This window comes from Erythrobacter sp. EC-HK427, from assembly GCF_902498745.1.
In the GTDB taxonomy this organism is placed as follows: domain Bacteria; phylum Pseudomonadota; class Alphaproteobacteria; order Sphingomonadales; family Sphingomonadaceae; genus Alteraurantiacibacter.
The window spans coordinates 2,596,158-2,622,258 of the sequence record NZ_LR701479.1; the positions used below are offsets into that span (position 1 = coordinate 2,596,158).

Annotated in this window: 25 protein-coding genes and 1 tRNA gene; 8 read left to right on the plus strand and 18 right to left on the minus strand. The window is 62.1% G+C overall.

Annotated elements, in window-relative coordinates:
• Window positions 1-82 precede the first annotated feature (82 nt).
• Window positions 83-1,495 carry an adenosylhomocysteinase gene (gene ahcY, locus GC121_RS12730; protein WP_234421242.1) on the minus strand — a complete coding sequence of 471 codons (1,413 nt, stop codon included), beginning with the start codon at window positions 1,493-1,495 and terminating at the stop codon, window positions 83-85.
• A 213-nt stretch (window positions 1,496-1,708) separates the two neighbouring features.
• On the opposite strand from ahcY, the gene GC121_RS12735 reads away from it, so the two are divergent.
• Window positions 1,709-2,188, plus strand: a complete 480-nt coding sequence (locus GC121_RS12735) for a peroxiredoxin (protein WP_151974918.1) — start codon at window positions 1,709-1,711, stop codon at window positions 2,186-2,188.
• Between the two features lie 143 nt (window positions 2,189-2,331).
• Here GC121_RS12735 and GC121_RS12740 read toward each other — a convergent pair whose 3' ends face one another.
• From GC121_RS12740 to GC121_RS12760, 5 genes are all read right to left on the minus strand, one after another.
• Window positions 2,332-3,624 (minus strand): UDP-N-acetylglucosamine 1-carboxyvinyltransferase, encoded by a 1,293-nt coding sequence (locus GC121_RS12740; protein WP_151974920.1) that lies wholly within the window; start codon window positions 3,622-3,624, stop codon window positions 2,332-2,334.
• 49 nt (window positions 3,625-3,673) lie between these two features.
• Window positions 3,674-4,273: a GTP cyclohydrolase I FolE gene (folE, locus tag GC121_RS12745; RefSeq protein WP_151974922.1), complete on the minus strand. Its 600-nt coding sequence runs from the start codon at window positions 4,271-4,273 to the stop codon at window positions 3,674-3,676.
• A complete protein-coding gene (locus GC121_RS12750) occupies window positions 4,270-5,799 on the minus strand; it encodes a phospholipase D-like domain-containing protein (protein ID WP_234421243.1) in 1,530 nt (509 codons plus the stop codon). The genes folE and GC121_RS12750 overlap by 4 nt, the downstream gene beginning before the upstream one ends.
• A gap of 160 nt (window positions 5,800-5,959) precedes the next feature.
• Window positions 5,960-6,036, minus strand: a tRNA-Arg gene (locus GC121_RS12755).
• A gap of 47 nt (window positions 6,037-6,083) precedes the next feature.
• Window positions 6,084-6,527 (minus strand): (deoxy)nucleoside triphosphate pyrophosphohydrolase, encoded by a 444-nt coding sequence (locus tag GC121_RS12760; RefSeq protein WP_151974924.1) that lies wholly within the window; start codon window positions 6,525-6,527, stop codon window positions 6,084-6,086.
• Window positions 6,528-6,598: 71 nt separating this feature from the next.
• On the opposite strand from GC121_RS12760, the gene GC121_RS12765 reads away from it, so the two are divergent.
• The 4 genes from GC121_RS12765 (at window position 6,599) to GC121_RS12780 (ending at window position 7,852) form a co-directional block, all read left to right on the plus strand.
• Window positions 6,599-6,787, plus strand: a complete 189-nt coding sequence (locus GC121_RS12765) for a Flp family type IVb pilin (protein WP_151974926.1) — start codon at window positions 6,599-6,601, stop codon at window positions 6,785-6,787.
• Window positions 6,788-6,847: 60 nt separating this feature from the next.
• Window positions 6,848-7,030: a Flp family type IVb pilin gene (locus tag GC121_RS12770; protein ID WP_151974928.1), complete on the plus strand. Its 183-nt coding sequence runs from the start codon at window positions 6,848-6,850 to the stop codon at window positions 7,028-7,030.
• 229 nt (window positions 7,031-7,259) lie between these two features.
• The gene (locus GC121_RS12775; RefSeq protein ID WP_151974930.1) at window positions 7,260-7,442 is read left to right on the plus strand and encodes a Flp family type IVb pilin; all 183 of its coding nucleotides are present in this window, start codon (window positions 7,260-7,262) and stop codon (window positions 7,440-7,442) included.
• A gap of 227 nt (window positions 7,443-7,669) precedes the next feature.
• On the plus strand, window positions 7,670-7,852 hold the full coding sequence (locus GC121_RS12780; RefSeq protein ID WP_151974932.1) for a Flp family type IVb pilin: 183 nt from the start codon (window positions 7,670-7,672) through the stop codon (window positions 7,850-7,852).
• 124 nt (window positions 7,853-7,976) lie between these two features.
• Here GC121_RS12780 and GC121_RS12785 read toward each other — a convergent pair whose 3' ends face one another.
• From GC121_RS12785 to GC121_RS15370, 5 genes are all read right to left on the minus strand, one after another.
• Entirely contained in the window at window positions 7,977-9,455 is a 1,479-nt protein-coding gene (locus tag GC121_RS12785; protein ID WP_151974934.1) for a M48 family metalloprotease, read from the minus strand.
• Between the two features lie 125 nt (window positions 9,456-9,580).
• Entirely contained in the window at window positions 9,581-10,540 is a 960-nt protein-coding gene (locus tag GC121_RS12790) for an acetyl-CoA carboxylase carboxyltransferase subunit alpha (protein ID WP_151974936.1), read from the minus strand.
• Window positions 10,541-10,551: 11 nt separating this feature from the next.
• Entirely contained in the window at window positions 10,552-11,436 is an 885-nt protein-coding gene (locus tag GC121_RS12795; RefSeq protein WP_234421244.1) for a tyrosine recombinase, read from the minus strand.
• Window positions 11,436-13,310 (minus strand): hypothetical protein, encoded by a 1,875-nt coding sequence (locus GC121_RS12800; RefSeq protein WP_234421246.1) that lies wholly within the window; start codon window positions 13,308-13,310, stop codon window positions 11,436-11,438. The genes GC121_RS12795 and GC121_RS12800 overlap by 1 nt, the downstream gene beginning before the upstream one ends.
• Entirely contained in the window at window positions 13,307-13,444 is a 138-nt protein-coding gene (locus GC121_RS15370; RefSeq protein WP_199857856.1) for a hypothetical protein, read from the minus strand. Before GC121_RS15370 ends, GC121_RS12800 begins: the two co-directional genes overlap by 4 nt.
• Window positions 13,445-13,535: 91 nt before the next feature.
• Between GC121_RS15370 and GC121_RS12805 the strand changes: the two genes are divergently transcribed.
• Complete coding sequence (locus GC121_RS12805; RefSeq protein WP_151974938.1) at window positions 13,536-14,114, plus strand: shikimate kinase; 579 nt, start codon at window positions 13,536-13,538, stop codon at window positions 14,112-14,114.
• On the plus strand, window positions 14,102-15,211 hold the full coding sequence (gene aroB / locus GC121_RS12810; protein ID WP_151974940.1) for a 3-dehydroquinate synthase: 1,110 nt from the start codon (window positions 14,102-14,104) through the stop codon (window positions 15,209-15,211). Before GC121_RS12805 ends, aroB begins: the two co-directional genes overlap by 13 nt.
• 118 nt (window positions 15,212-15,329) lie before the next feature.
• On the opposite strand, the gene GC121_RS12815 is transcribed toward aroB, so the two are convergent.
• The 4 genes from GC121_RS12815 to GC121_RS12830 form a co-directional block, all read right to left on the minus strand.
• On the minus strand, window positions 15,330-16,346 hold the full coding sequence (locus GC121_RS12815) for an isoaspartyl peptidase/L-asparaginase family protein (protein WP_151974942.1): 1,017 nt from the start codon (window positions 16,344-16,346) through the stop codon (window positions 15,330-15,332).
• Window positions 16,347-16,447: 101 nt separating this feature from the next.
• Entirely contained in the window at window positions 16,448-17,800 is a 1,353-nt protein-coding gene (gorA, locus tag GC121_RS12820; RefSeq protein ID WP_151974944.1) for a glutathione-disulfide reductase, read from the minus strand.
• 112 nt (window positions 17,801-17,912) lie between these two features.
• Window positions 17,913-18,941: a hypothetical protein gene (locus GC121_RS12825; protein ID WP_151974946.1), complete on the minus strand. Its 1,029-nt coding sequence runs from the start codon at window positions 18,939-18,941 to the stop codon at window positions 17,913-17,915.
• Between the two features lie 95 nt (window positions 18,942-19,036).
• Window positions 19,037-20,461, minus strand: coding sequence for a DEAD/DEAH box helicase (locus tag GC121_RS12830; protein ID WP_151974948.1), 1,425 nt, complete (start codon window positions 20,459-20,461; stop codon window positions 19,037-19,039).
• A 428-nt stretch (window positions 20,462-20,889) separates the two neighbouring features.
• Between GC121_RS12830 and GC121_RS12835 the strand changes: the two genes are divergently transcribed.
• Window positions 20,890-23,223 carry a TonB-dependent receptor gene (locus GC121_RS12835; RefSeq protein WP_151974950.1) on the plus strand — a complete coding sequence of 778 codons (2,334 nt, stop codon included), beginning with the start codon at window positions 20,890-20,892 and terminating at the stop codon, window positions 23,221-23,223.
• A gap of 99 nt (window positions 23,224-23,322) precedes the next feature.
• On the opposite strand, the gene GC121_RS12840 is transcribed toward GC121_RS12835, so the two are convergent.
• The 3 genes from GC121_RS12840 to pgi all read right to left on the minus strand — a co-directional run bounded on the left by GC121_RS12840 (window position 23,323) and on the right by pgi (window position 26,013).
• Window positions 23,323-23,793, minus strand: a complete 471-nt coding sequence (locus GC121_RS12840; protein WP_151974952.1) for a TspO/MBR family protein — start codon at window positions 23,791-23,793, stop codon at window positions 23,323-23,325.
• Window positions 23,794-23,944: 151 nt separating this feature from the next.
• Window positions 23,945-24,496, minus strand: coding sequence for a hypothetical protein (locus GC121_RS12845; RefSeq protein ID WP_151974954.1), 552 nt, complete (start codon window positions 24,494-24,496; stop codon window positions 23,945-23,947).
• On the minus strand, window positions 24,493-26,013 hold the full coding sequence (pgi, locus tag GC121_RS12850) for a glucose-6-phosphate isomerase (RefSeq protein ID WP_151975738.1): 1,521 nt from the start codon (window positions 26,011-26,013) through the stop codon (window positions 24,493-24,495). The genes GC121_RS12845 and pgi overlap by 4 nt, the downstream gene beginning before the upstream one ends.
• Between the last annotated feature and the right edge of the window lie 88 nt (window positions 26,014-26,101).

Below are 26,101 nucleotides of genomic sequence, written 5' to 3' on the forward strand. Positions count from 1 at the left end.
ATCAGCTATGGGAGCGCGGCCTGCGATGCAATGGCCAGAATGGGTGTCTCCCCTCCCATGAACGGGAGGGGAGAACCACGGATCAGTAGCGGTAGTGTTCCGGCTTGAACGGGCCTTCCACCGGCACGCCGATGTAATCGGCCTGCTGCTGGCTCAGCTTGGTCAGCTTCACACCCAGCTTTTCCAGATGCAGCGCGGCAACCTTCTCGTCGAGATGCTTGGGCAGCACATACACATCGTTCTGGTACTGCGCGGCATTGGTCCACAGTTCCATCTGCGCCAGCACCTGATTGGTGAAGGAACAGCTCATCACAAAGCTCGGGTGGCCGGTGGCGCAAGCGAGGTTCACCAGACGACCCTTGGCCAGCACGATGATCTGCTTGCCATCGGGGAAGCGCACCAGATCGGTGCCGGGCTTGAGTTCGGTCCACTCGTAGTTGGACAGCGCGCTGATCTGGATCTCGCTGTCGAAATGGCCGATATTGCAGACGATCGACATCGGCTTCATCGCCTTCATGTGATCGGCGGTGATGACGTCCTCATTGCCGGTGGTGGTGACGAAAATGTCGGCACGGGTAACAGCGTCTTCCAGCGTGGTGACTTCAAAACCTTCCATCGCTGCCTGCAGCGCGCAGATTGGATCGATTTCGCTCACCAGCACGCGCGCGCCGCCATCGCGCAGCGACTGCGCCGAGCCCTTACCCACGTCACCGTAACCGGCCACAAAGGCAACCTTGCCCGACAGCATGACGTCGGTCGCGCGGCGGATCGCGTCGACCAGCGATTCGCGGCAGCCATACAGATTGTCGAACTTCGACTTGGTGACACTGTCATTCACATTGATCGCGGGGAACGGCAGCTTGCCCTGCTTGGCGATGTGATAGAGGCGATGCACGCCGGTGGTGGTTTCTTCCGAAACGCCCTTCAGGTTCTTCACCGTCTCGGTCAGATAACCCGGCTTCTTGGCGATGAAGGCCTTGAGCGCGCGCTGCATTTCGATTTCTTCGGCATTGGTCGGCGCGGGCATTTCCTCGCCGGCTTCGATGCGGGCGCCCCACAGCGCGAACATGGTGGCGTCGCCGCCATCGTCGAGGATCAGGTTCGCGGTCGTGCCCTCACCGTCATTTTCCCAGTCGAAGATGCTTCCGACATAGTCCCAATATTCAGCAAGGCTTTCGCCCTTCACTGCGAACACCGGAATGTTCTTGGCAGCGATAGCAGCGGCAGCATGATCCTGTGTCGAGAAGATGTTACAGGTTGCCCAGCGCACGTCCGCGCCAAGTTCCACCAGCGTTTCAATCAGCACGGCGGTCTGGATGGTCATGTGGAGCGAGCCGGTGATGCGCGCGCCTGCAAGCGGCTTGGCGTCGCCAAATTCCGCGCGGGTCGCCATCAGACCGGGCATTTCTGTTTCGGCAATGTTGATTTCCGCACGGCCATAATCGGCGAGCGCAATATCCTTGATGATGTAGTCGGTGAAAGCGGCGTCGGCCACGGGCTGCTCCTGCAAGTCTTCGGGGTGAAGCACTGCCGGGGCTCCGTGCAGCGCGCTTGTTGCGCTGCGCCATAGGCGTGCGGGGGCGAAGCGTAAAGCCCTCCTATGGCAGCATTTGAGCGTCCCAAAATGAGAATGGTTGCCGGAAACCATCTTGCGATCCGGCGTTACATTTCTATCTGTATGAAAATTCAGGTCCATGGAGGTTAACAAATGCCCATTTCCAAAGGTGAAAAACTGCCCGACGTCACTCTGGTGCACGCCACCAGCGACGGCCCCAACCAGATGCAGGCAAGCGAGTTTTTCGCCGGCAAGAAGGTCGCCCTGTTCGCCGTCCCCGGCGCGTTCACCCCGACCTGTTCGGCCAAGCACTTGCCGGGTTTTGTTGAAAAGGCCGCCGAGCTGAAAGCCAGGGGCATTGACGAGATCGCCTGCACGTCGGTGAACGATGCTTTCGTAATGAACGCATGGAAGCAGGCCGCCGGATCGGACGATATCAAGATGCTCGCCGATGGTAGCGCCACCTTCGCCAAGGCACTGGGCCTCGATGCGGACTTCTCCGCCTATGGCATGGGCACCCGCTCGAACCGCTATTCGATGCTGGTGGAAGACGGTGTCGTCACCCAGCTGAATGTCGAGGGTCCGGGCGAATTCGGCGTCTCCAGCGCGGAGCACCTGCTCGGGCAGCTGTAATCGCTAAAAATGATAGCATTTGCGCAGTGAGGGCATCCCGGAAGGAGTGCCCCTTTTGCTTCGGGGTGGCGCAGGACTGCCCCGCCTATGCCTCGTAAGCGCTGAGCGACAGACGCCCTACCGCTCCAAGCCGCAAACGCGCCCTAATCCGCCCACTCCACATCGACGCCAAGGCTGTCGATATTGGGCACGAAATCCGGGTGCGCGCGGCGGATCGGGTCGGCGTCGAGGATCGTGCTTTCGCCATCGATGCTCGCCGCGACCATCAGCATCGCGATGGCGACGCGGATGATATAGGGGCTGGTGACAGTGGCCGGGCGCAGCTTGTCCCCGCCGAAGGTGATCAGTCGGTGCGGATCGCACAACAATGTATGCGCGCCGAAGAGGCTCAGTTCGGTGTGCCAGGTCAGCCCGCCTTCATAGACCTTGTTCCAGAACATCGTCTGGCCCTTCGCCTTCACGCCCAGCGCGATAAAGATAGGCAGCAAATCTGCCGGGATATAGGGCCACGGCGCGGCCTCCACCTTGGTGGTGATGTGCGAGGTGAAATTCTGCTGCACCACCAGCTCGGCAGGCGCATTGAGGCGCGACCAGCCATCCTTGTGTTCGACATGGGCGCCGAATTTCTCGAACGTGCGGTCGATAAGCATGAAGTCTTCGGGCCGCGTGTTGCGCACCGAGATGTCCCCGCCCGTCACTGCGGCGAGCGCAAGGAACGTCGCGATCTCGTGGAAATCCTCGACAAAGGTGTAATCCACCGGCTCGAACCGGTCGCAGCCATCGACGCCCACCATCGATGTGCCCTTGCCGCGAATGGTGCAGCCCATCGCTTCAAGGAAGGTGCACATTTCCTGCACGTGCGGTTCGCACGCGGCGTTGACGATCTGGCTTGTGCCTTTGGACGCCAGCGCGCTGATGATGAAATTCTCGGTCGTGGTGACGGAGGCATATTCCAGCCACATCCGCGTACCTTCGCCCTTCGTGCTTTTGCGGAAGACGATGTCCTTGCCTTCGTAGGAAACGTCCGCCCCGAAAGCCTTGAACACCTGCACGTGCGGATCGATTTCACGCGCGCCCAGCGTGCAGCCCTTCACCTCATGTTCCAGACGGGCCTCGCCCAAACGGGCGAGCAGGCCGGGGATCATCATGATCGACGCGCGCATCGCCTGCGGCAAAGTCGCCTTGGCGCTGCTGGATATGGTCGAGTGGTCAATCTCCAGCGTCTTTGCCGCCTTGTCCCACGCGATCGTGGTGCCGAGATCGGTGAAGAAAGCGAAGATGCGCTGCACATCGGTGATTTCGGGCACATTGCGCAGCATGATCGGCGCGTCAGACAGCAAGGTCGCGCAGAGGACCGGCAAAACCGCGTTCTTGTTCGCCGATGGATCGATCTTGCCTTTAAGGGGCTGCCCGCCCCGAACATATAGCGCCGTCATGGAATACCTCGATAGATTCAGGCGCGCCTACAGGGTGTTCGGGGGGCGATCAATATCCCATCAGCTTGAGCACTTCCTCGCGGCTGCGCGAATCGCTGCGGAAGGTGCCCATCACCTTGCTGGTGACCATGCCAACGCCGGGGGTGCGCACGCCGCGCGCGGTCATGCAGGCATGGCTCGCCTCGATCACCACTGCCACGCCGCGCGGGTTGAGATTGTCCCAGATGCACTGCGCCACTTCTGCCGTCAGCCGCTCCTGAATCTGCAAACGCCGCGCGAAGCCGTGCAGCACGCGGGCGAGTTTGGAAATGCCCACGACATTGTCGGTCGGCAAATAGGCAATCGCCGCCTTGCCGATGATCGGCGCCATGTGGTGCTCGCAATGGCTGTGGAACGGAATATCCTTTAGCAGCACGATCTCGTCATAGCCGCCGACTTCTTCGAACACCCGCGACAGATGAACCGCCGGATCCTCGTCATAACCCTGGCAGTATTCCTTCCATGCCCGCGCCACCCGCTTGGGCGTGTCGAGCAAGCCTTCGCGCGTCGGATCGTCACCCGTCCAGCGGATCAGCGTGCGGATGGCTTCCTGCACGTCCTCCGGAACATCGGGCTTGGCCAGAGGATTGGCTGGCGTGGATGCGGTCATGAAAATCTACGCTTTCTGCTGAGAGCATTGCGGGCCTTTGCCAATACGCTGCCCGGTCGGAAAAGGCCATGTCTAGGCTCTCGAACGGTGAAGAGGTGTTCCGGTTCCTCGGGATCGAAAAGTTGCCGGTCTGCCAGCGCGCTGAGCAGGCTTTCATCCACAGTCGGGTGGAAGGGCCGCAAATGGCGGTGCGTGCTATCACCCGCGGCGGCGATCAGGCTGGCCATACTGTCATGCCGCGCGGCAATCTCGGGCATATTTTCCTCCCGCACCCCCAGATGTTCGGCAAGCAGCGCGTAGCGAAGGGCGCGGATGCCCTCCTCGGCCTTGGCGTTGCCTTTACGGGCGCAATCGATGAAGACATCGCATTCGCTATCCAACCCCATCGAACGGTTGTTCATATTGGCAGAACCGATGCGCAGGATGCGATCGTCCACGATCATCAGCTTGGCATGGACATAAATCGGCGTGTCTTCATTATAGGGCACAAAGAGATGGAAGCGGTCGAGGCAGTCAAGTTCTTGCAACGCCTCGTATAACCGTGCCCTTGCCGGAGACATGGCGCTGTTTTCAAGCCAGCTTTCTGCCTCCAGCGGCATGACGAAGACAAATTCGGGCGGATTGTCTTCGGCAAGGCGCTTCGCAATCGCCTCGCAAATCGTACGCGAGGTCAGGAACTGGTTTTCGACATAGACGAACAATTTGGCGGCGGCGATCTGGTCGAGGAAGAGCTGCTCGACCTCATCAATCTTGGGCACTTCGCCATAGGCGGCGCGGGTTCGGGAAATGCCGACCTCGATGTCCTCGAAGTCTGCCGAAAGGCCCTCGGGCCACGCAGATTGCACATTGGAGCCAAGCACCGGCAAAGCCTTGCCTCCTGCCTGAATCCAACGCGACCGTCCCAGGCCATCGAGCGCGGCAGCCGCGTCCCCTTCCACAAACATCGCCACATCGTGCCATGGGCCGTAAGGCCGCTTGCTGGGCCCGCGCCGCCGCGAGTCCTTCGGCCGGTGCTCGCGCGTGTCCCATCGCCCGGTGGTCAGATCGATCCCGCCGCAAACGGCGAAATCGCAGTCGATCACGACAATCTTCTGGTGGTGCGAGCAGGCCACGGGGTGCGCTGTGTCGAATTTGAAGTCGATCCGCCGGTGCGGCCACCAGCGCAACAAATCGAGCATCATCGCGCCGCGCGAGAAGAACTGGAAGACGCCGTAACTCCATTTCAGGATGCGGATTTCCAGATTGGGACGGTTGCGGCTCAGCCAAACGATAAAGCTGCCGAGGCGCGAAGGATAATTCCGCCGCCAGCCCTTTTGCCACCACCGTCGCCCGCGGCTGAGATGGATGCGCGTATCGAAATCCCACCCGATCAGCAGGATGCGCTGCTGTGCATTAAGCATCGCTTGCTGGATCAGGTCGAAATAGTCTTCGCCATCAACCACCACGCGTACCCGGCGCGCGCGGGCATAGCGCCACACGCCGGGTTCAACCGAGTTGTCGTCCAACCCATCGTCGATGTCGGGCAAGTTGGTGATGCGGAGTCTCCCGAACCTATCTTAGGCCCGTGTGACGCGAATGGGCGGTCAGCGGAAGCTGGTCAAGAATTAGCTCGCTGTTACGGCAGAGCCACTCCCCGCCACACCGAAAAGCAAAAAAGGGACCGCCTTTGCAGGCAGTCCCTTTTTATGGCGCACCCGGAAGGATTCGAACCTCCGACCACCTGATTCGTAGTCAGGTACTCTATCCAGCTGAGCTACGGGTGCGCTGGAGGAGGCGGCACATAAGCGGGGCATTGGCGCTTGGCAAGGCTCTAATCCGATTTGTGGGGCTTTTTCAGCGCCGGTCCCATATCCAGCTGCGCAAGCAGGCGCCGGTCCATCGGGGCAAGCGGCAGGTCTTGCGCCGATGCAGGGGTGAACCAGCCCACTCTTTGCCCCTCGCGCGGCACGGGAACGCCGGCATTCTGGCGCGTGCTGTAAAGAAACAGGACAATGCGGCTTTGCTGGCTTTCCTCGGCAAATCCCGAGGGGACGAACTGGTGCGGATCGAGGTGTAACCCAAGCTCCTCCTCGATCTCCCGCACCAGCGAGTCCCTCGGTGATTCCCCCGCTTCAACCTTGCCTCCTGGAAACTCCCACAGTCCGCCATGGTGCTTGCCTGAAGGCCGTTCCTGAAGCAGCAAACGCCCCTCATCATCGATCAGCGCCAGCGCCACCACGGGCAGCCATGTCGGGATATTTTCCACGTTAACCATCTGGTGAAATCTCCCGTTTACCCACACTTGCGAAAAAGTGCCCTATCGCGCCTCTTACATTCGGAAAACCTATGTCGGCACAACATTTCCTGAAACGGTTGCTGCACGACGATCGCGGCGCAACCGCCGTTGAATATGGTCTGATCGTGGCATTGATCTTCATCGCCATGATTGTCGCGCTGCAAGGCCTTGCCACCGAAACCGTCACCATGTGGAACGGGGTAGACAGCAAAGTCGTCGCCGCACGTGGCGGCGCATGATGGCAAGCCGCCCGTTTGAACGAACATCGGTTTGAACCGACACACGCAGGACAGAATCGCATGAACTATTTCGAGTACGTCATCCGCGACGAACAGGGTGCAACCGCTATTGAATACGGGCTGATCGCCATGCTGGTCGCTGTCGCCGCGGTCACAGCAATGCAGAACCTCGGAACCGAGATGAGCACGATGTACAACGGTGTCCAGACCAAGATGATCGCAGCCAACTCAGCAAACGCTTAGGTTGGTCAGACTGGAGCATAAACGGGCGGTAGGGCAACCTGCCGCCCGTTTTCTATATTCCTCGATCGTCAGCATCGGGAAGACACCAACTGGCGGCATTTCGATACGAGTCAAAATTCTTCCGGGCGGGGTTAGGATTTTATCAAGGACTTGCCCCTAGAAGTATCCGTAGCCGCGCGGGAAACGCTGCTGCGGCCGGGTATCAAAGACAAGACACCAGGAGACTAACATGACCTTTTTCAAGAACCTCGTCCGTGACGAGCAGGGTGCCACCGCCATCGAATACGGCCTGATTGCTGCGCTGATCGCCGTTGCTGCGATCACCGCCATGCAGAGCCTCGGCACCGAGCTGAGCTCGACCTTCAACAACGTGAAGACCGAGCTGACCACTGCGAACTCGGCCAACGCCTAATCGCAAGCTGACGCTAAGAACGAAGGGCGGCAGGGCAACCTGCCGCCCTTTTGTTTTGTCCAAAGCAGGCTCACATCTCACACAAAGACCCGAACTTGATGGGCATTCAGTGATTTATCTCGGCTCCTTTAAGGCCTTGGTAAGAGCTTTGCCCTACTTCGAACGCTGTGAGGTTGGATCAATACTATCCTTGCAGGGTATCGAAGACTAAAAACTAGGAGACTAACATGACTTTTTTCAAGAACCTCGTCCGTGACGAGCAGGGCGCGACCGCCATCGAATACGGCCTGATTGCTGCTCTGATCGCTGTTGCTGCGATCACCGCCATGCAGAGCCTCGGCACCGAGCTGAGCTCGACCTTCAACAACGTGAAGACCGAGCTGACCGCAGCGAACTCGTCGAACGCCTAATCGCGCTCATACGACAAACGGAAGGGCGGCAGGACAACCTGTCGCCCTTTTGTTTTGCGCAAAGCAAAAAGACGGGCCGCTCCATCGCTGGGGCGGCCCTTCTTGTGTATTTGCACGGAGCCGGTCAGTTGGCGCGGACCACGATCTTGTAGTTCTGCCCCGGCACGACCTGCGCATTGCCGAAAAGCCCGTTGAGCACACGGAAGCGCGCTTCCTGCGCATCGTCATAAGCCATCCGGCGTGAGAGTGTTGCCACGGTGTCGCTGCGTCCGGCAGTCACGATATCGACCCGGCGCGGCACCACGCTGCCCGCCTCGCTGGCGGTGATCCGCCGCATCGAATTGTAGAGCGAGTTGAATGTCGCGGCCTGTCCCGCAGGCGTAATCGCGAGGAAGTGATACGCGCGGTCATTCGCAAATTCATACGCGAAAACCGTGACATCCACCTGCTGCTGGCCATTGGCGACCCGCGCCGTGCCATAGGCCGCCGAAAGGCCGTTCACCGTCGTACGCTGGATGCTGGATGGCGCAATCTGCTGCTGCTCACCCCCCAAGGCCTGGAACACCGAGCGGACATAGGCATCAAGATTGCCGCTATACGGCGCCAGCGTCAGCTGCGCCCTGCCCGCATCGCCATTGATCGCCACTGCGCGGGTGCTGTTGACCATGTAAAAGCCCTGCGGCGCGGTGAAGCTGAAGCGCAGCACCGGATGGATAAACCGGCTGCCCTCGATCACGCCCTGTTCGGGATCGTCACCATAGATCATTCCGTCGATCCGTTGGAGGAAGGTGTCGCGATTGGTTACACCCGTCGCGTTGCCCGCCAGCGCCGTCGCGTTCTGCACGCGGCTCGCCGGATCGGGGTGCGTTGATGCCCATTCGGGGATCGTCGCATCATCGCGGCCCTGCAACTGCGCATCGAGCTGGTTTTGCGCGGCAAGGCTTTGCAGCAGCGTCGCCATCGCGCGCGGATCATAACCGGCGCGGTTCAAATACTGGATGCCGAGCGCATCGGCCTCCAATTCCTGATTGCGCGAGTAGCGCAGGGTAAGAATCTGCGGCGCCTGCTGCCCCGCTTGGCTGAGCAAATTGCCCAGATCACCGCCGATCAGGCTACCGCCGATCACACCGAGCAAGCCCAGCAGCTGGTTCGTCTGCGCGGCCTGCTGGCGACGCGCCGAATGCCGCGCGGAGACATGGCCGACCTCGTGCCCCAACACTGCGGCCAATTCCGCCTCGTTGTTCATCAGATTGACCAACTGGCGCGTCGCATAGACATAGCCACCGGGCACCGCGAAGGCATTGTTCACGCTGGAATTGAGCAAAGTTACATCAAACGCGCCGGGCGTAGAGGCGAGCCCTGACTGGACGGCGATGTTCTGCCCCACCTGCTCAACATAGCGCGCCTGCGGCCCGGTCATCTCGCCGCCGAATTCGGCCACGAACTGCTCGTGATACTGTGCGCCAAGCTGCGCTTCCTCTGCCGTGATCGGCGAGCCGGGCGAGACATTGGCGCCGGGAACGGTGGCACAGGCCGACAATGCCAGTGCGGCAACCCCGGCGATAGCGAGCGAGCGGACTTTACGGGTGTGCAAATGCGACATTGGGCGGGCCTCCTCCATGCGCGCCGAGCTATTCCAGACGACGCGCTACCTGTCTTGCAAAACGGGCGAGGCTTGGCAATGTTCCGCAGCCGAGCGGTTGCAAAACTCTGTCAAATGACAGGATGTTAGCGGAGGAATTGCGAGCCGATGGCGAGGAATCGGTCTTCACGCTGGCGGCGCAGCTGGTCGGCGTTGAGCGCGCCGAGCGCGGTCAGCTCTTCGTCAATCGCCTGCGCCAGATTGCCCACAGCGGTGCCATGATCGCGGTGCGCGCCGCCCATAGGCTCTGGCACGATCCGGTCGATCACTTTCAATTCGAGCAGATCCTGCGCTGTCAGCTTCATTGCTTCGGCCGCCAGCGGCGCTTTCTCACCCGTACGCCACAGGATCGAAGCGCAGCCTTCAGGCGAAATCACCGAATAGACTGCGTGTTCGAACATCAGCACCCGCTCGGCACTCGCCAGCGCGACCGCGCCGCCCGAACCGCCCTCGCCCACGATGGCCGCGACCATCGGGACACCCAGCGCGAGACACGCTTCGGTCGAGCGGGCAATCGCCTCGGCCTGTCCGCGCTCCTCCGCTTCAATGCCCGGAAACGCGCCCGAAGTGTCAACCAGCGTCACCACCGGCAGACCGAACCGGTCGGCCAGTTCCATCAGACGGATCGCCTTGCGATAGCCCTCGGGCTTGCCCATGCCGAAATTGTGCTTGATGCGCGTTTCGGTGTCGTGACCTTTCTCGTGCCCGATCAGCACCAGCTTGCGGCCCTTTAGCGTTGCAAGACCGCCCATGATCGCCAGATCGTCTCCATAGAGACGGTCACCACCCAGCGGCATGAAGTGATCGAAGCCCAGCGCCACATAGTCGCGGAAATGCGGGCGCGCGGAATGCCGCGCAACCTGCGTCTTCTGCCACGGCGTCAACTTGGCATAAGTCGATTCGAGCAATTGCGCGCTCTTCGTTTCGAGCCGCGAGAGTTCGGTCGAAATATCGACATCGCTGCCGTCACCCGCCGCGCTGCGCAATTCGGCGATCTTTGCCTCCAGCTCGGCAACGGGTTTTTCGAATTCCAGAAAAGAAGCCATGGGCGATGCCGCTACCCGCCCGCGCGCGCCGCTGCAAGAGGATGCCGTTCATTCACCAGCGCCACAAGCCGCGCGGAATCGACATGGGTGTAGATTTGCGTGGTGGCGATATCAGCATGGCCGAGCAGGGTTTGCAGCACACGCAAATCAGCGCCGCCCTCCAGCAGATGCGTGGCAAAGGCATGGCGGAGCACGTGCGGGCTGACCTTCGCAGGATCGAGCCCCGCCCGCAGTGCCAGCTCTTTCACCAATTGATACAGGCGGATACGGCTGATGTAGCCCGTGCGCGAGGGGAAGAGATGGGGCGAACCCGGAGCGCTACGGACCGCGACCCAGCGCCCCAGCGCCTCCTTCGCGCGGCGCGAGACGGGCACCATGCGCTGCTGCCCGCCCTTGCCAGTAATCGACAGAAAGGGCGCATCGCGGGGCACGGCGGTTATCGGCAGCGACACAAGCTCGGTCGCGCGCAGTCCTGATCCGTAGAGCAATTCCAGCAGTGCCAGCATCCGCACGGCATTGGGCTTGTCTCCTGCCGCCTCTTCCTCCGCCTGCGTCAGAAATCGCTCGACTTCTGCGTGGGAGAGGATTTTGGGCAGGGGCCGCCGCGCTTGCGGGCGCACCAGCACGGCGGAAGGATCGTCCCCGCGCCAGCCTTCATCCATGCAAAAGCCGTAAAACTGGCGCAGCGCAGAAATCTTGCGCGCCACGGTGGAGGGAGCGAGATCGGCCCAGGCGCGGGTCAGACACGAAAGATCGGCCTTGCCCGCCCGCTCCAGATCGCCCGCCACTTCGCCCGCGCCTTCCAGATCGCGGCGATAGGCCGCCAGCGTATTCGCCGCCGCTCCGCGCTCTGCCGCCAGCATGGCTAGAAAGGCGTCGATGGCGGCGGACATCATCAGCCGCGCGTAACCGCCTCCACGGCGATCATCCGGGCTTCGGCGGAAAGGCCGACGCGGTTCAATGAGGAGACGATGTAATAGAGATGGCGCGGGGTCATCTGCTCCCACGAACTGCCGCGCATTCCCACGCCCGCCAACAGCGCGACAAGCGCGGGGTTATCAACCGCAGCTGCGCGGGTAATGGCTTGGCTCCACGCGCTGTCCCGCGTGTAATCCACGCCCAAATCCTCACCAAAGGCGGCGAAGTCTTGCGCGTCGATGCGGCCAAGCCCGGCAAGGCCTGCGACAAGAAATGCGGTTTTGCGCGAATCCGCGCTTGCGTCGTCCCCGGCAAAGCTGTCGATGGCACCGGTGCTGACATTCTCGGAGCGTTCGGGCTGCGCCAGTGCGAGCATAGCCCAAGCCTCGCTTCCTTCCGGCACCACACTTCCCCATTGCAGCGCGTTGCGATCAAGCCCCGCGCTCAGCATCGACGCAATCAGCCCAGACGCATCGTCAACATAGGCCTCGCTTACCGGAATGCGCGCGGCGGCATAGGCGGTGAGGACTTTGCGGCCATAGAGCGCATCCTCCCCCCACAGGCTGCGCATTGCCGCGATGCGGGCCGCGATCCCGCCAGCGGCGAAGGCATCGCGCAACAGCGCAGCGTCGGCCTTCTCGCCCTGCTCGAAGGCATCGCTTGCCCAAAGCTGCGAATAGAGATCGACCATGGCCGAGGAGGAGAGAATCCCGCGCGCGCCCGCCAGATCGGCCACGCCGATGCGCTGATCGAGCGGGGTCGCCGGGATCAGCACATCGTTCAGCCGTAAGCGCGCAGGGGCATCCTCCAGCAGGCTCTCGGGAATTTCCACGCCCAAAGCCCTCGCCAGCGCGAACCGCCACGGGGTGAGTTCTTCTACCCCATCCCACTCGATATTGACCGCGCGCCCGCCCTCACCCGCAGCGCCTGCGTAACGCTGCGCCAGACGGACGTCGATTTCCGCCGCCTCGCCATCGCCCAGCGTCCTGCCGAGCCGCCGGTCGGCACTGCGCGCTTCGCCGACATAGGCGAGGCAGACGCCTTGCAGCATTTCCCAATCGCCATCCTCGCGCAGATCGCTGCGCAGGCGGGCGACCGGACACATTCCGAGAATATCGCCGGTTGCCAGATAGCTATCAAACGCCGCATCGGTGAGCGAGCGATTGTAATTGTTGCCGTCGACATCCTGCACCAGCGCGCGCGCAACAGCGCCCTCGCCCATCGCGCCCAAAGCCTGCGCCCGCATCGCGGCGAAGGTAACGGGATTCATCCCTTGCGGCGCATTGAGGCGGCTCGCCAATGCACGGCGGACAAGGATATGCCCCCAGCGCGAGACCATCGGCCCGTCAAGCGCGCGCAGCGATGCTTCGACTAATCGCCCGGGCTGGCCTTCGAGCGAGCCGTAGGGAAAACCGCCCTCTGCCGAGGAAAGCACACCCACCCGCTCGACCTCGCGCCGGGCGGCTGGGGGAATATCGAAGCGCGGACGCAGGCCGAGCACTTCGTTGATCTCGTCCGATTCCATCGATTCGAGCTCTTCGAGCGTGGGGAAGCCTTCGGGCAGACGGAAACCGCCGCCGGATGGCGCGCCCGCCTCCCCGCTTGCGCCTTGCGGAGCCGATGGCACGGAAGGCGCAGACACACCCCCGCCAGAAGGCACAGGCGTCGCCGCAGGCGTGCCGCCAACCGTCGCGCGCGGAGTCGGTGTGGGTGCCGGTGCGGCAGTGGGCGCGGGCTGCGGCGGGGGATTGCGGAACGCGGGCGGGAGCAAATCCTCCGGATCGCCTGCCAGCGCCATGCTGGAAGTCAAAGCGAGCGCCGCACCGCTCAAAAACACACCAATTCGCTTCACTCGCTCGACTCCGGCACATTCACGGGCTGGGTAATCAGCCGCTGGTCTTCCCGGCCGCCATCCCACCAGGCGACAAACAGCAGCAGACCCGTCAGCACCAGCAGCGTTCCAATTATCGTCCTGCGATCTGGCACCGTGCTGATGATCCCGTTTTCCCTATCACACCCGGACAAGCGCGCGGGCGACCTTGCCAGCGCGGTTAGCCTAACTATAGGCCTTGCGGCAATGACGATTGCAAAGCACCTCCCCGATCAAGCGCTTATCCGTGCCGTCAGCGCGCGGCTTGACCGGCCTTTGGTGCTGGTGGGCATGATGGGTGTCGGCAAAAGCACGGTGGGGCGCAAGCTGGCGAACACGCTGGGGATCGGCTTTACCGATGCCGACGATGAAATCATGGCAGCCGCGCAAATGACCATTACCGAAGTGTTCGATCAATATGGCGAAGACCATTTCCGCGATGGCGAGCGGAGGGTGATCGCGCGGCTGATCGAGGAAAGCACCAAACCCCGCGTTATCGCCACCGGCGGCGGCGCTTTCCTGCAAGCCGAAACGCGCGCGCTGATCCTGCAAGAGGGGGTTGCGATTTGGCTGGATGCGGCGATCGACACTCTGGTCGAGCGGGTGAGCCGCAACAAGCGCCGCCCGCTGCTGCGTTCGGGCGATATCCCTGCGAAAGTCTCGGCGATGAAGGCAGAGCGCGAACCGTTCTATTCCGAAGCGCATATCCATGTGCGCAGCGATAACGGCCCGCATGAAGTCGCGGTGGGACGCATTCTCGAAAGGCTCGATCAATGGCTGGGGTGAGAGTCGAATTGGCGGGGCGCAGCTATGATGTGCGTATCGGCGGCGGCTTGCTGCGCGATCTGGCCGCGCAAAGCGGCGCGCTGCTGCGCAAGCCGCGCGTGCCGATTGTGACCGACGCCAATGTCCACGCGCTCTGGGCCGAAACGGTCGAGGCGGCACTGGGCGCGGCGGGGAAAGAGGCGCGCTGGCTGATCCATGCACCGGGCGAAAGCGCGAAAAGCTGGGACGGCCTATCGCGCACGGTCGAATGGCTGCTCGCCGAGGAAGTCGAGCGCGGTGACCATATCGTCGCGCTGGGCGGCGGGGTGATCGGCGATCTTACCGGGTTTGCCGCCTCCATGCTCAAACGCGGCTGCGGCTTTATCCAGGTGCCCACCAGCTTGCTGGCGCAGGTCGATAGCTCGGTGGGCGGCAAGACGGCGATCAATGTGGCGGCGGGCAAGAACCTTGTCGGGGCCTTCTACCAGCCCGCTCTGGTGCTGGCCGACACCGATGTGCTGGCAACGCTCGCTCCGCGCGAACTGCGCTGCGGCTATGCCGAAGTCATCAAATACGGCATTCTCGGCGATGCCGCGTTCTTCGATTGGTGCGAGGCGCATGGCCGCGATGTGCTGGCGCTGGAGCCGGACGCCATCACTCGCGCGGTGACTACCAGCGTGGAGGCCAAAGCGCGCATTGTTGCCGAGGACGAACGCGAGACGAGCGGCGCGCGGGCCCTTCTCAATCTCGGCCACACATTCGGGCACGCGCTCGAAGCCGAGACCGGCTATTCCGACCGCCTGCTTCATGGTGAAGCGGTAGCCACAGGGATGGTGCTCGCCGCGCGCTATTCGGCACGAAAGGGTTATCTTGCGCAGGCTGACGCAGAACGGATAGCCTCCGCGATTGCTGCTGCGGGATTGCCTGCGGAGCTATCCTCGCTTGGCCTCAAATGCGACGGCAAGGCGCTCACGGCCCATATGCTGCACGACAAGAAGATGGATGCAGGCACCCTGCCCTTCATCCTGCTGCGCGGGATCGGTGAAGCGTTTCTGGACCGCGCGGTTGATCTCGCGGATGTGGCAGCGTTTCTGGATGGAGAGCTGCGGGGAACTTAGGAGAATACCGATTGTCCTGAGCTTGTCGAAGGACTGCTTTTCTTCTGACCTTGCGCTAGCTTTCAAAATCAAAGTGCAGCCCTTCGACAAGCTCAGGGCAGTCGGAGGCGGAGAATAACTACTCTCCCCCCTCCTCCGCAAAAATCGCCACTTCGTTCAGCCCTTCGGAATTGGCGCGACCGCGATACATTCCGCTGGTGTTGAAGGAAAACGCTGCTTCGCCCTGCGGGGAGACGACGATCACCCCGCCGCTGCCGCCAAGTTCTGCGACTTCGGCCATCAGATTGTCCGCCGCCTCGCGCGGGCCCATGCCAGTGAGGCGCATCAGATTGCAGATCGAGCTCGCGACATTGGCGCGAATGAAATACTCGCCCGTGCCGGTGGCCGACACGGCGCAGGCGCGGTTATCGGCATAGGTGCCCGCGCCGATAATCGGCGCATCGCCGATCCTGTCCCACCTTTTGCCGGTCATCCCGCCGGTCGAGGTACCAGCGGCAAGATTGCCGTGCCGGTCCCGCGCCACCGCGCCGACCGTGCCGTACCGGTGCTCGTCATCGGCGAGCGATGCGGTGCTGTTGGCGCGATAGCGCTCAAGCGCTTCGACACGCGGCTGCGTGATGAACCATTCGGGTTCCATCCGTTCAAGTTCGGTGCGGTCGGCAAACTCCTCCGCACCCGCGCCGCTGAGGAAAACATGGCGGCCGTCGCGCATGACTTCTTGTGCCAGCAGGATCGGGTGACGCACGGTGGATGTGCCCGCCGTCGCGCCAGCAGCGCGGCTATCGCCGAGCATGATCGAGGCATCGTGCGAGATCCCGCCATCCCATGTCAGCACCGCGCCGCGCCCGGCATTGAACAGCGGATCGTCTTCCAGAATCGTGATGACCGCGACAATCGCGTCCTCCGCCGTTCCGCCTTCGGCAAGGATCGCCGCGCCCGCATCCAGCGCTGCCTGCAGGGAAGCGGTATATTCCGCCTCGCGCTCGGGCGTCATCGCCTCACGGCTTAGCGTCCCTGCCCCGCCATGAAGAGCAATCGCCCAATCGGTGTCGACCGGATCGTGATTATGCGCATGGGCGCTCGCGGGCGCACACAGCGCAAGCGCCAGCAAGGCGGAGCGGAAAAAGCGGTTCATCAGGCAGCCCTCTTGTTTTTCGTTGGCGCTGCTTGTGCGCCAGAACATGGGCTGAATTCAAGGGGCCGTTGGGCTGGCTTTGGACGATCCGCTTCGCAATCCTATTTCATCAGCACCAGTTCTTCCGCCATCGTCGGGTGGATGGCCATGGTGGCATCGAAATCGGCCTTGGTCAGCCCTGCCTTCACCGCAATCGCGGCCCCTTGCAGAATCTCGGGCGCTTCGGGCGCGATCATGTGGATGCCGACCACTTTGTCGTTCGCGGCGTCGACAATCATCTTGTACAGTCCGCGTTCGTTACGCCCTGCGACAACGTGCTTCATCGGGCGGAAGTCGGATTGGTAGACGCGGACCGCGCCCAGCTTGTTGCGCGCTTCGCCCTCGGTCATGCCGACAGAGGCGATGGGCGGGTGGCTGAACACGGCGCTGGGGATGCAGGAATGGTCCACCGCATAGGGCTCCCCCTTTCCGAACACGCTGTCGGCAAAGGCCTGGCCTTCGCGGATCGCCACGGGGGTTAGCTGCACCCGGTCGGTCACATCGCCCACGGCATAGATGTAATCAACGCTCGACCTGCTGAAGGCATCGACGATGATTTCGCCCTTCGCGCCCAGTTCGACCCCGACCGTCTCCAGCCCCAAACCTTCGGTATTGGGGACGCGTCCGGTGGCGATCATCACCTGGTCGAACACGCGCGGCTCGTGGCCGGTCAGTTTGACCAGCAAAGTGCCGTCCTCCTGCTTCTCGATCCATTCGAACGAGCAGTTGAAACAGAATTCGATGCCCTTGGTGAGCGAGATTTGCAGCAGCCGGTCGCGCAGCGCCGGATCATAGCCGCGCAAAATCACATCCGAGCGGTTGACGATTGTCACCTTACTGCCGAACTGGTTGAAGATGCCAGCGAATTCATTGGCGATATAGCCGCCACCTGCGATCAGAATGCGTTCCGGCACGGCGTCCAGATGGAACGCCTCGTTCGAGGTGATAACGTGCTCGCTGCCGGAAAATTCCGGCACGAAGGGCCGCGCGCCGGTGGCGACCAAAATGTATTTAGCGGTCACCACCTTGCCGCTTTCCAGCGTGATTTCATGGTCGCCGGTGATCGTCGCGCGTTCCTTGAAAATTGTGACCTGATGGTTTTCCAGCGTTTCGGTGTGGAGTCCTTCAAGGCGGGTCACATCAGACAGGACATGGTCGCGCAGCCGCACCCAGTCGAAAGTGCATTCGCCGATGTCCCAGCCAAATTGCCTGGCGTCCTCCAGATCCTCGGCAAAATGCGCGCCGTAGACGAGCATTTTCTTGGGCACACAGCCGCGGATAACGCAGGTTCCGCCCACGCGGAATTCCTCCGCCGCCGCCACCTTTGCGCCATGCGCCGCCGCCACCCGGCTCGCCCGCGTGCCGCCCGATCCGATGCCGATGGTAAAGAGGTCGAAATCGTAGCTGTCGGCCATGTCTGCTTCCTGTAACTGCAATGCTGCTGCGCGCTATGGACACTCGCCATCCGCGCCGCAACCGCCGAAAGTTACATTGGGCCGTGGGTTGGACTGGACTGGGCTGGCCCGATCAGCTTTGCAGATAGGATGCGTAATCGCGCAGCAATTGCCATGCAGACACATCGGCAATGGTAATCGCCTCCTCCTGCTTCAGCTTGGCGAGCGTCAGCAGCACCTTGCGCACCGCAACTTGCTGCGTTTCGGACGCGCCGGGCATGGCGATATAGACATCGGGATAATGCTCCATCGGCGCGTCGAAGAGCAGCGAGCAGTTCATTGCATCAAAGCCGAAGCCGAGGAAGAGCAGGCGCTTGCCGAACACCAGTTCGCCGAACAGCTTGCGCTTGAAGCCGCGTTCTTCGAGCCGTTCGGAGAGCGAATGGATCTGCTCGACGACCGCCGGCAAATTGTCGATTGTGCGCGCGCCCCAATCGGCGACCGGCTCCTTGCCCGACTGCCAGTCTAGCCGCCCCGGCGTTCCGTAGACGTGGATCAGCCGCAGCTTTTCCGCCACCAGCTCGCGCGCTTCGACGATGTTCATGCCGAAGGCCATGGAAAGGGCCCATGGCAGATAGGTTTCGATCGAGCGGTCGTAATCGAAGCTGATGATCGAGAGATTGTCGAGGCAGCGGTCTGCCTTTGCCCGCGGCACCCCGCTGACAATCGCCTGCGCCAGTTGGAAGAGCCAGTTTTCGCTGCCGCGCACCGGCAGATCGCCCGGATCGCGCGGTTCGGCAGCGAGCGGCGATTCTGCCTCCGCAGCCAATGTGAAATGAGTGATGGCGAGTTTGCCGACTGCCAGCACCATCGGATTGTCGCCGAATTGCTCCAGCACTGCGTCAATCGACCCGCCAAGCCGCGCTGCAGAGCGGATCTGCTGGCCCGCCTTGAACAGGTGCGATTTGTTGACCCGCGCCGCTTCGGCAATTGCTTCCAGATGCGCGGCCATGGCGGCGATATCATCGCTCACTACCTCGGTGCCGAGGCGCGCGAATTCGAGCCCTCCGGCAATCCGCGTCAATAGCGCCGCACTATCGGGGAATTGCAGTTCCGCAGATGCGCCCGCGCCGACAACCAGAGTGGTTTTAGTGCGTATCATCGCAGCGTGGCGTCCCCGTCAGTTTTCATGACGGGAACGCTACACGGCTTATGCTTAAGATTTGTCTATCGCAGCAGGATTAGCCCTACCCCTAATTAGCCTTGTCGCTGGCCACCGCTGCGCTGCGGGCGATTACCGCCACCGCCGCCGCCACGACGGCGATTGCCGCCGGGCCTGCCTTCGGCGCTACCATGCGGGCGGGCGCCACCGGTCCGGTTTGGCTTGCCCTTGCGTGCCTGATGCTTGTCCTTGGGCTTGTCCTTGCGCTCTTCCGAACGCTGGGCAGAGACACCGCGCGGCATTGGCTGCACGCGCTTCATCTTGGTGGGCGCCGCCCGCTTGGTCGGGCCGACCCCTTCGACCACCGCACGGAAATTCTCCGGCAGGGCGAGCCGTTCGAACTCGGCATCGGTCATCTTCTGGATGTCCTTCAGATAGGCGCGTTCGTCCTCGGCGCAGAAGGCAATCGCGATCCCGTCCGCTCCGGCGCGCGCGGTGCGGCCGATGCGGTGCACATATTGCTCGGGCACGTTGGGCAGCTCGAAATTGATGACGTGGGAAACGCCCGGAATATCGATCCCGCGCGCCGCAACATCGGTGGCGATCAGGATCGGGGTTTTCGCCCGCTTGAACTCGTCGAGCGCACGCTGGCGCTGCGGCTGGCTCTTGTTGCCATGGATGGCGTTGGCCGGAATGCCGATTTGCGAAAGCTTCTTCACCACCCGGTCAGCGCCGTGTTTGGTGCGGGTGAAGATGAGCACGCGTTCGAACTTGCCCGGAACCTGATGGCGTTCGGACAGAATCATTTCCAGCAAGGCCTGCTTCTCATCGCCCTGCACCATGAACAGATACTGGTCGATCCGCTCAGCTGTGGTGGCGGCGGGCGTTACGCTCACCTGCACCGGATTGTTGCAATAGCCGGAGACCAGCTCCTTGATCGCCTTGGGCATAGTGGCGCTGAAGAACAGCGTCTGCCGGTCGGCCGGGGCCAGATCGCGGATTTTGCGCAGGGCATGGATAAAGCCGAGATCGAGCATCTGGTCAGCCTCGTCGAGCACGAGGATTTCGAGGCCCGACAGGTTGAACGCCTTCTGGTCGATCAGATCGAGCAAGCGCCCCGGTGTGGCGACCAGAATATCGGTGCCGCGATGCAGCTTGTTGCGATCCTTGCTGACGCTGGTGCCGCCGACGATGGAGTGGACTTTCAGGCCCGCAAGCGCGCCGTAATCCATCGCCGACTGGGCGATCTGCCCGGCCAGCTCGCGGGTCGGCGCAAGCACCAGCATACGGCAGGATTTGAACGGGATCTGGTTATCGGCCTTGCGCAGATTGTCGATGCTGGGGAGCATGAACGCGGCGGTTTTGCCGGTGCCGGTCTGCGCGATACCGAGCAGGTCGCGCCCTTCAAGGACGGCGGGAATGGCCTGCGCCTGGATGGGCGTGGGGGTTTCGTAGCCCTGCATATCGAGGGCCTGCATAACGGGCTGCGACAGTCCGAGGTCGGAAAATTTGATAGTCATGTGTAGTATTGAACTCGCAATAAATGCGGCGCGCACGCGGAACGGATTCCGGGCGCGGCGCGGGTGTCAAAACGACCCGCGTGAAAAGGGAAGTCTCTTGGAAAAGGACCGAAGGGCTGCCGGGGCTTTGTAGCTTTCTCACTACCGCCGCTTCACGCAGGCGCGCGCTTCGATGCTGGGCATATGGATGCTGCACTGCGGAAAGTCAAAGCAAATCGGTCGCCGCGAGGGCAATCCTTGTCGTATTTCAGACACAAGTGTCACCAATCAACAACAATGTAAGCGAACCTTCACATTTCCCACAGGCACAGGATTGACCCTACCCGCGCAATACGGATTCAGAAGCCTTCGCACAGGCGGCACCACCGAATGCCTGCCGCCATCCCGCCTCCGCTGCGCCCATCCGCGCGATCTTAAGGACATTCGGTATGACCAAGAGTTTTTCCCGTCTGCTTGCCACCTCCGCGCTGATCGGTGCGACCGCCACCGCCAACCCCGCTTTCGCGCAGGACGAAGGCGCGCAGGAAGAAACCGGCGTCGGCACGATCATCGTCACCGCGCAGCGCCGCAGCGAGGACATTCAGGACGTTCCCGTATCGGTGACCGCCGTGGACAGTGACACGCTCGCCGCGGTCAATGCCAGCGGGGCGGACATCCGCGCACTCTCGGGCCGCGCGCCCAGCCTGATCGTCGAGAGTTCGTTCGGCCGCACCTTCCCGCGCTTCTATATTCGCGGCCTCGGCAACACCGATTTCGACTTCAACGCCTCGCAGCCCGTCAGCCTTGTGTATGATGATGTCGTTCTCGAAAACCCGATCCTCAAGGGCTTCCCGGTGTTCGATATGCAGCAGGTCGAAGTCCTGCGCGGCCCGCAGGGCACGCTGTTCGGGCGCAACACGCCCGCAGGGATCGTCAAATTCGATACGGTGGAACCGAGCAGCAACCTCGAAGGTTATGCGCAGGTCTCCTATGGCTCATTCAACAATGTGAATGCCGAAGCCGCCTTCAACGTGCCGGTGGGCGATGTTGGCGCGCTGCGCCTGTCGGGCCTTGTGCAGCGGCAGGATAACTGGGTGGACAATGTCCTGCCCTCCGGTACCACCGAAGATGCCTTTGGCGGCTACACCGATATCGCCTTCCGCGCGCAATTGCTACTTGAGCCGACCGACAACTTTGAAATCCTGCTGACCGGACAAATCCGCGATCTGGACGGCACCGCGCGGCTGTTCCGCGCCAACAATTTCACCCGCGGACAGGAAGGCCTCAACGCCAATTTTGACCGCGACACGGTTTCGGTCGACGGGCAGAATGCGCAAAGCGTCACCACGCAGAACCTCGCTGCCCGCGTGACGCTTGATCTGGGCGCGGTATCGGTGATTTCGGTGACCAGCTTCTGGCACGGCGAGTCCTCCTCCGTCGGCGATGTCGATGGCGGTTTTGGCGCGAACTTCCTGCCGCCGAACCTCACCGGCCCCGGGCAGATCCCCTTCACCGCCGAAACCCGCGACCTGATCCCCGGGCTCGACCAGTTCACGCAGGAACTGCGCATCGCCAGCAATGGCGACGGCCCGCTCAGCTATCAGGGCGGCATCTTCTTCTTCAGCGAAGATCTGAGCATCCGCAGCGACAACTTCTCCACGCTGGGCGATCCGCTGAACCAGCCCGGCGGCGTGAATATCGTCGTCAGCCAGTTCCAGCAGAGCGACGCCTTCGGCCTTTTCGGATCGTTCACTTACGATCTGACCGAGCAGCTGAGCATCAGCGCCGGTGCCCGCTACAATGATGACAGCCGCGAATTCGAAGTGGTGCGCAGCGCCGATTCGCAATTCCCTGTCTTCCTGCAAAACCCGCTCGGCACCGTCACCCGCGAAGTGAGCGATGATACGATCACTTGGGACGCGAGCATCACCTATGCCGCAACCGATGATGTAAACCTCTACGCCCGCGTCGCCCGTGGCTATCGCGCGCCGAGCATCCAGGGCCGCATCCTCTTCCCGCCCGCCACCGCCACGCCGCTGGAAGACGGTGTGACCGTCGCGGGTTCGGAAACGATCACGTCCTATGAAACCGGCATCAAGTCGACCTTCTGGGATAGCCGTGCGCGGGTGAACCTCACCGGCTACATTTACGATCTCAACGATGCGCAGCTGACCGCCGTGGGCGGCAATGTGAACGCGAACCGGCTGGTGAATGCGGACAATGTGCGCGGTTACGGCCTCGAACTTGACGCGCAGCTGGCGCCGGTGGACGGGCTGACCTTCACCGCAGGCCTCAGCTATAATCACACCGAGATTCAGGACGCCGGCCTCACCACCGCGGCGTGCGGCGGGGTGCGGGTGGACACATTCCCCGATGTCTCGCTCTGCACCATCACCGATCCGATTGTGACCCCGGCCGCGCCTTTTGCCGCCGCGATTGTCAGCATCGACGGCAACAGCCTGCCGCAGGCGCCCGAATGGATCGCCAACTGGACGGCCCGCTACGAATTCCCCGTGGGTGACGGCGATGTGTACCTGCTGACCGACTGGTATTACCGCAGCCGCATCAACTTCTTCCTGTATGAAAGCGTGGAATTCCAGGATGCGAGCCTGCTGGAAGGCGGCGCGCGGCTGGGTTGGGACAACGGCACGTTCGAAGTCGCTGCGTTCGTGCGTAACATCACCGATGATGAAAGCGCGGTGAGCGGGATCGACTTCAACAACCTCACCGCCATGGTCAATGAACCGCGCACTTACGGCGTGTTTGCGGCGGTGCGGTTCTAGGGAGCGCGCGCGTCATTGCGAGCCGCAGGCGCGGCAATCCAGTCCTGACGTTGGGACTGGATTGCGGCGTCGCCTGCGGCTCCTCGCAATGACGCAGGCTTAGCCGAACGGCTTGTTGAGCTGCACGATCTTCCAGTTGAGCACGGTGGCGAAGCTGACCCATGCGAGGTACGGCACGATCAGCCACGGCGCGAGACCGTCCCACCGGCCCAGCGTCAGCACCAGCGCCAGCACGCTCGCCCAAAGGAGCGGCACTTCGACCAGCGCCCAGTCGGGCCGGCGGAGCGTGAAGAAGATCGGCGACCAGACGAAGTTCGCCACGCCATTGATAACGTAGAGCGCGATCAGCCACTGCGTCTCCCCCGCCGCCACGGCTCCGTCCCAACTGCGATAGAACGCCCAAGCGGCAAGGCCGAAAATGGTCGTCCACGCTGGGCCGAACAGCCAGTCCGGCGGCTGCCAGCTGGGCTTGTTGAGCTTGTAATACCACTCGCCAATACTGGTAAGCAGCGCCCCGCCTGCAGCGAGAATGAGCGCCCATGTGATGGCGAAGATAAGGGGGAAGGTCATTGGGCGAGCATACACCTATTCCACGTCATTGCGAGGAGCCGTTGGGCGACTCGGCAATCCAGCTTCCACGCTATCCGCTTGCTGCAACGTCAGAAGTTGGATCGCCACGCCCTGCTGGCTCGCGACTACAGCCTCCTTTCGAAATAATTCGTCAGTCCACTGGAGGCTCAAACTCCCTGCTCATCTCGAGCGGGCCGATGATGAAATCAAAAGACTCAACCAGCAGAATCGTTGAGAGCTTTCCTTCAACGGTAAATGGGTCAGTCAGCACGCTGAACATTGAACCCCATACGTCTCCGCCACATCCGCTTACGGTTACGGCATCCCCCTTCAGCATATCGCTGCAAAGCCAAGGGCCGACCTGCCTCCAATACATCCCGCCAAGAGCGTCGTCACCGCGCCCATCGCCGACCATATTGAAGCCTTCAGTTGAAAGCAGACGACCGAGCACTTCGACGATAGCTTGCGGCTCTGAGTAAAGGTGTCCTCCTGCCGAACTGACTACTGACAAGGTCGCATCTTCCGCGAGATACTCCTTCGCTTGCACCCACTCGCCCCGACCAATCAACGCGAAGAAGCGACCCGAAAGCGTGGGAATTTCGAAATCGACCGGCGAGCAGGCAGAAACGCTCGCGCTCGCGGCAAGTGTTGATGCAACGGTGGCGCCAACAATCAATTCTCGTCTTGAAATACCCATACTCACCCCACCCCAGCAGCCTTCAACAACGCCTCCGTACTCGCGTCAAACCGCTCGCCGCCCTTTTCGATCTTCTTCGCGATTTCCTTGCCCAGTTCCACGCCGAACTGGTCGAAGGGGTTGATGCCGAGCATCACCCCGCTCGCAAACGTGCGGTGTTCGTGGAAGGCGATCAGTGCGCCGAAGGTCATCGCGTCGATATCGTCGCACAGGATCGTCGCGGAGGGGCGGTTGCCGGGGTAGTTGCGGTGCGGGTCGTCAGAGTGTTTGCCACTCATCAGTGCTGCACCTTGCGCAAAGCAGTTCATCAGCAGGATGTGGTGGTGCGCGGCATCCAGCATATCGCCCGGCTCGATGCTGGCAATAAAGTCGATCGGCACCAGATGTGTGCCCTGATGGAGCAGCTGGAACACCGCGTGCTGCGCGTCCGTCCCCACCCCGCCCCAGGTGATCGGCGCGGTCGGGCCGGTGGGCAGGCCATCGACGTTCACGCTCTTGCCGTTCGATTCCATTTCCAGCTGCTGGAGATAATCGGGCAACAGCCGCAGCCGCTCGTCATAGGCGAACACGGCGCGGGTCTGCGCGCCTTCCAGGCGGGAGTAGAACAGATCGGCAAAGGCGGCGCGCAGGGGCAAGTTAGCCCGCCCGTCGGTATCGCGGAAATGCTCGTCCACCTTCGCCGCGCCATCCAGCATCGCCTGAAAATCGGCATAGCCGAGCGCGACGGCAATCGGGAAGCCGATGCTCGACCACAGCGAATAGCGCCCGCCCACGCTCTCGGCAAAAGGCAGGATGCGCGTTTCATCGACGCCCCATTCCACCGCCTTCTCCGGCGCGGCGGTAAGTGCGATCACGCGGCCCGTGGGATCGTCCACCCCATTGTCGGCGAGCCATTTCAACGCGCTGGTCGCATTGGTCATCGTCTCTATGGTGGTGAAGGTTTTGGAGGCGACTGCCAGCATCGTCGTCGCCGGATCGCACGCCTTGAACGCGGCTTCCAAGGCCACCCCGTCGATATTGGAGACAACGTGCACGTCGACTTCCGCCCCGTCGCGGGTAAGCGCGTCCACCGCCAGCGCGGGGCCAAGCGCGCTGCCGCCAATGCCGACATGGATCAGATGCTTGACCTCGCCGAAAACCCCTCCGTGAATCGCCTCGACCATCAACTTCATGCGTTCGAGCAGCGCGGCGGCTTCCTCGACGCTGGATTCCTTGCCGACCCCGCGCAAGGCGGTGTGCTCTGCTGCGCGGCCTTCGGTGGGGTTCACCACCTCGCCTGTAAACATCTTGGCGCGCATTCCGGCGAAATCGCACGCTTCGGCCAGCGCTTCAAATTCGCTCAGCAGTGTGTCGGTCAAATGCGTTTTCGACCAGTCGAAGCGGATGCCCAAAGGTGCCTCGCCCCCGCGCAGTTCGAGCCTTGTGGAAAGCTTGTCCACCCGATCGGGATCGGCGGCAAACAGCTCTTCCAGCGTGGGATCGGGATGCAGGGCGAGCGCGTTCCACGCTTCGTCACGGGTCAGGGGCACGGGTGGAGAATCCTTTCCTACAATGGGCGCCTATCGCTACGCGCCTTGGCCATGATTGCAAACCGCGAAATAGCTATGCGGG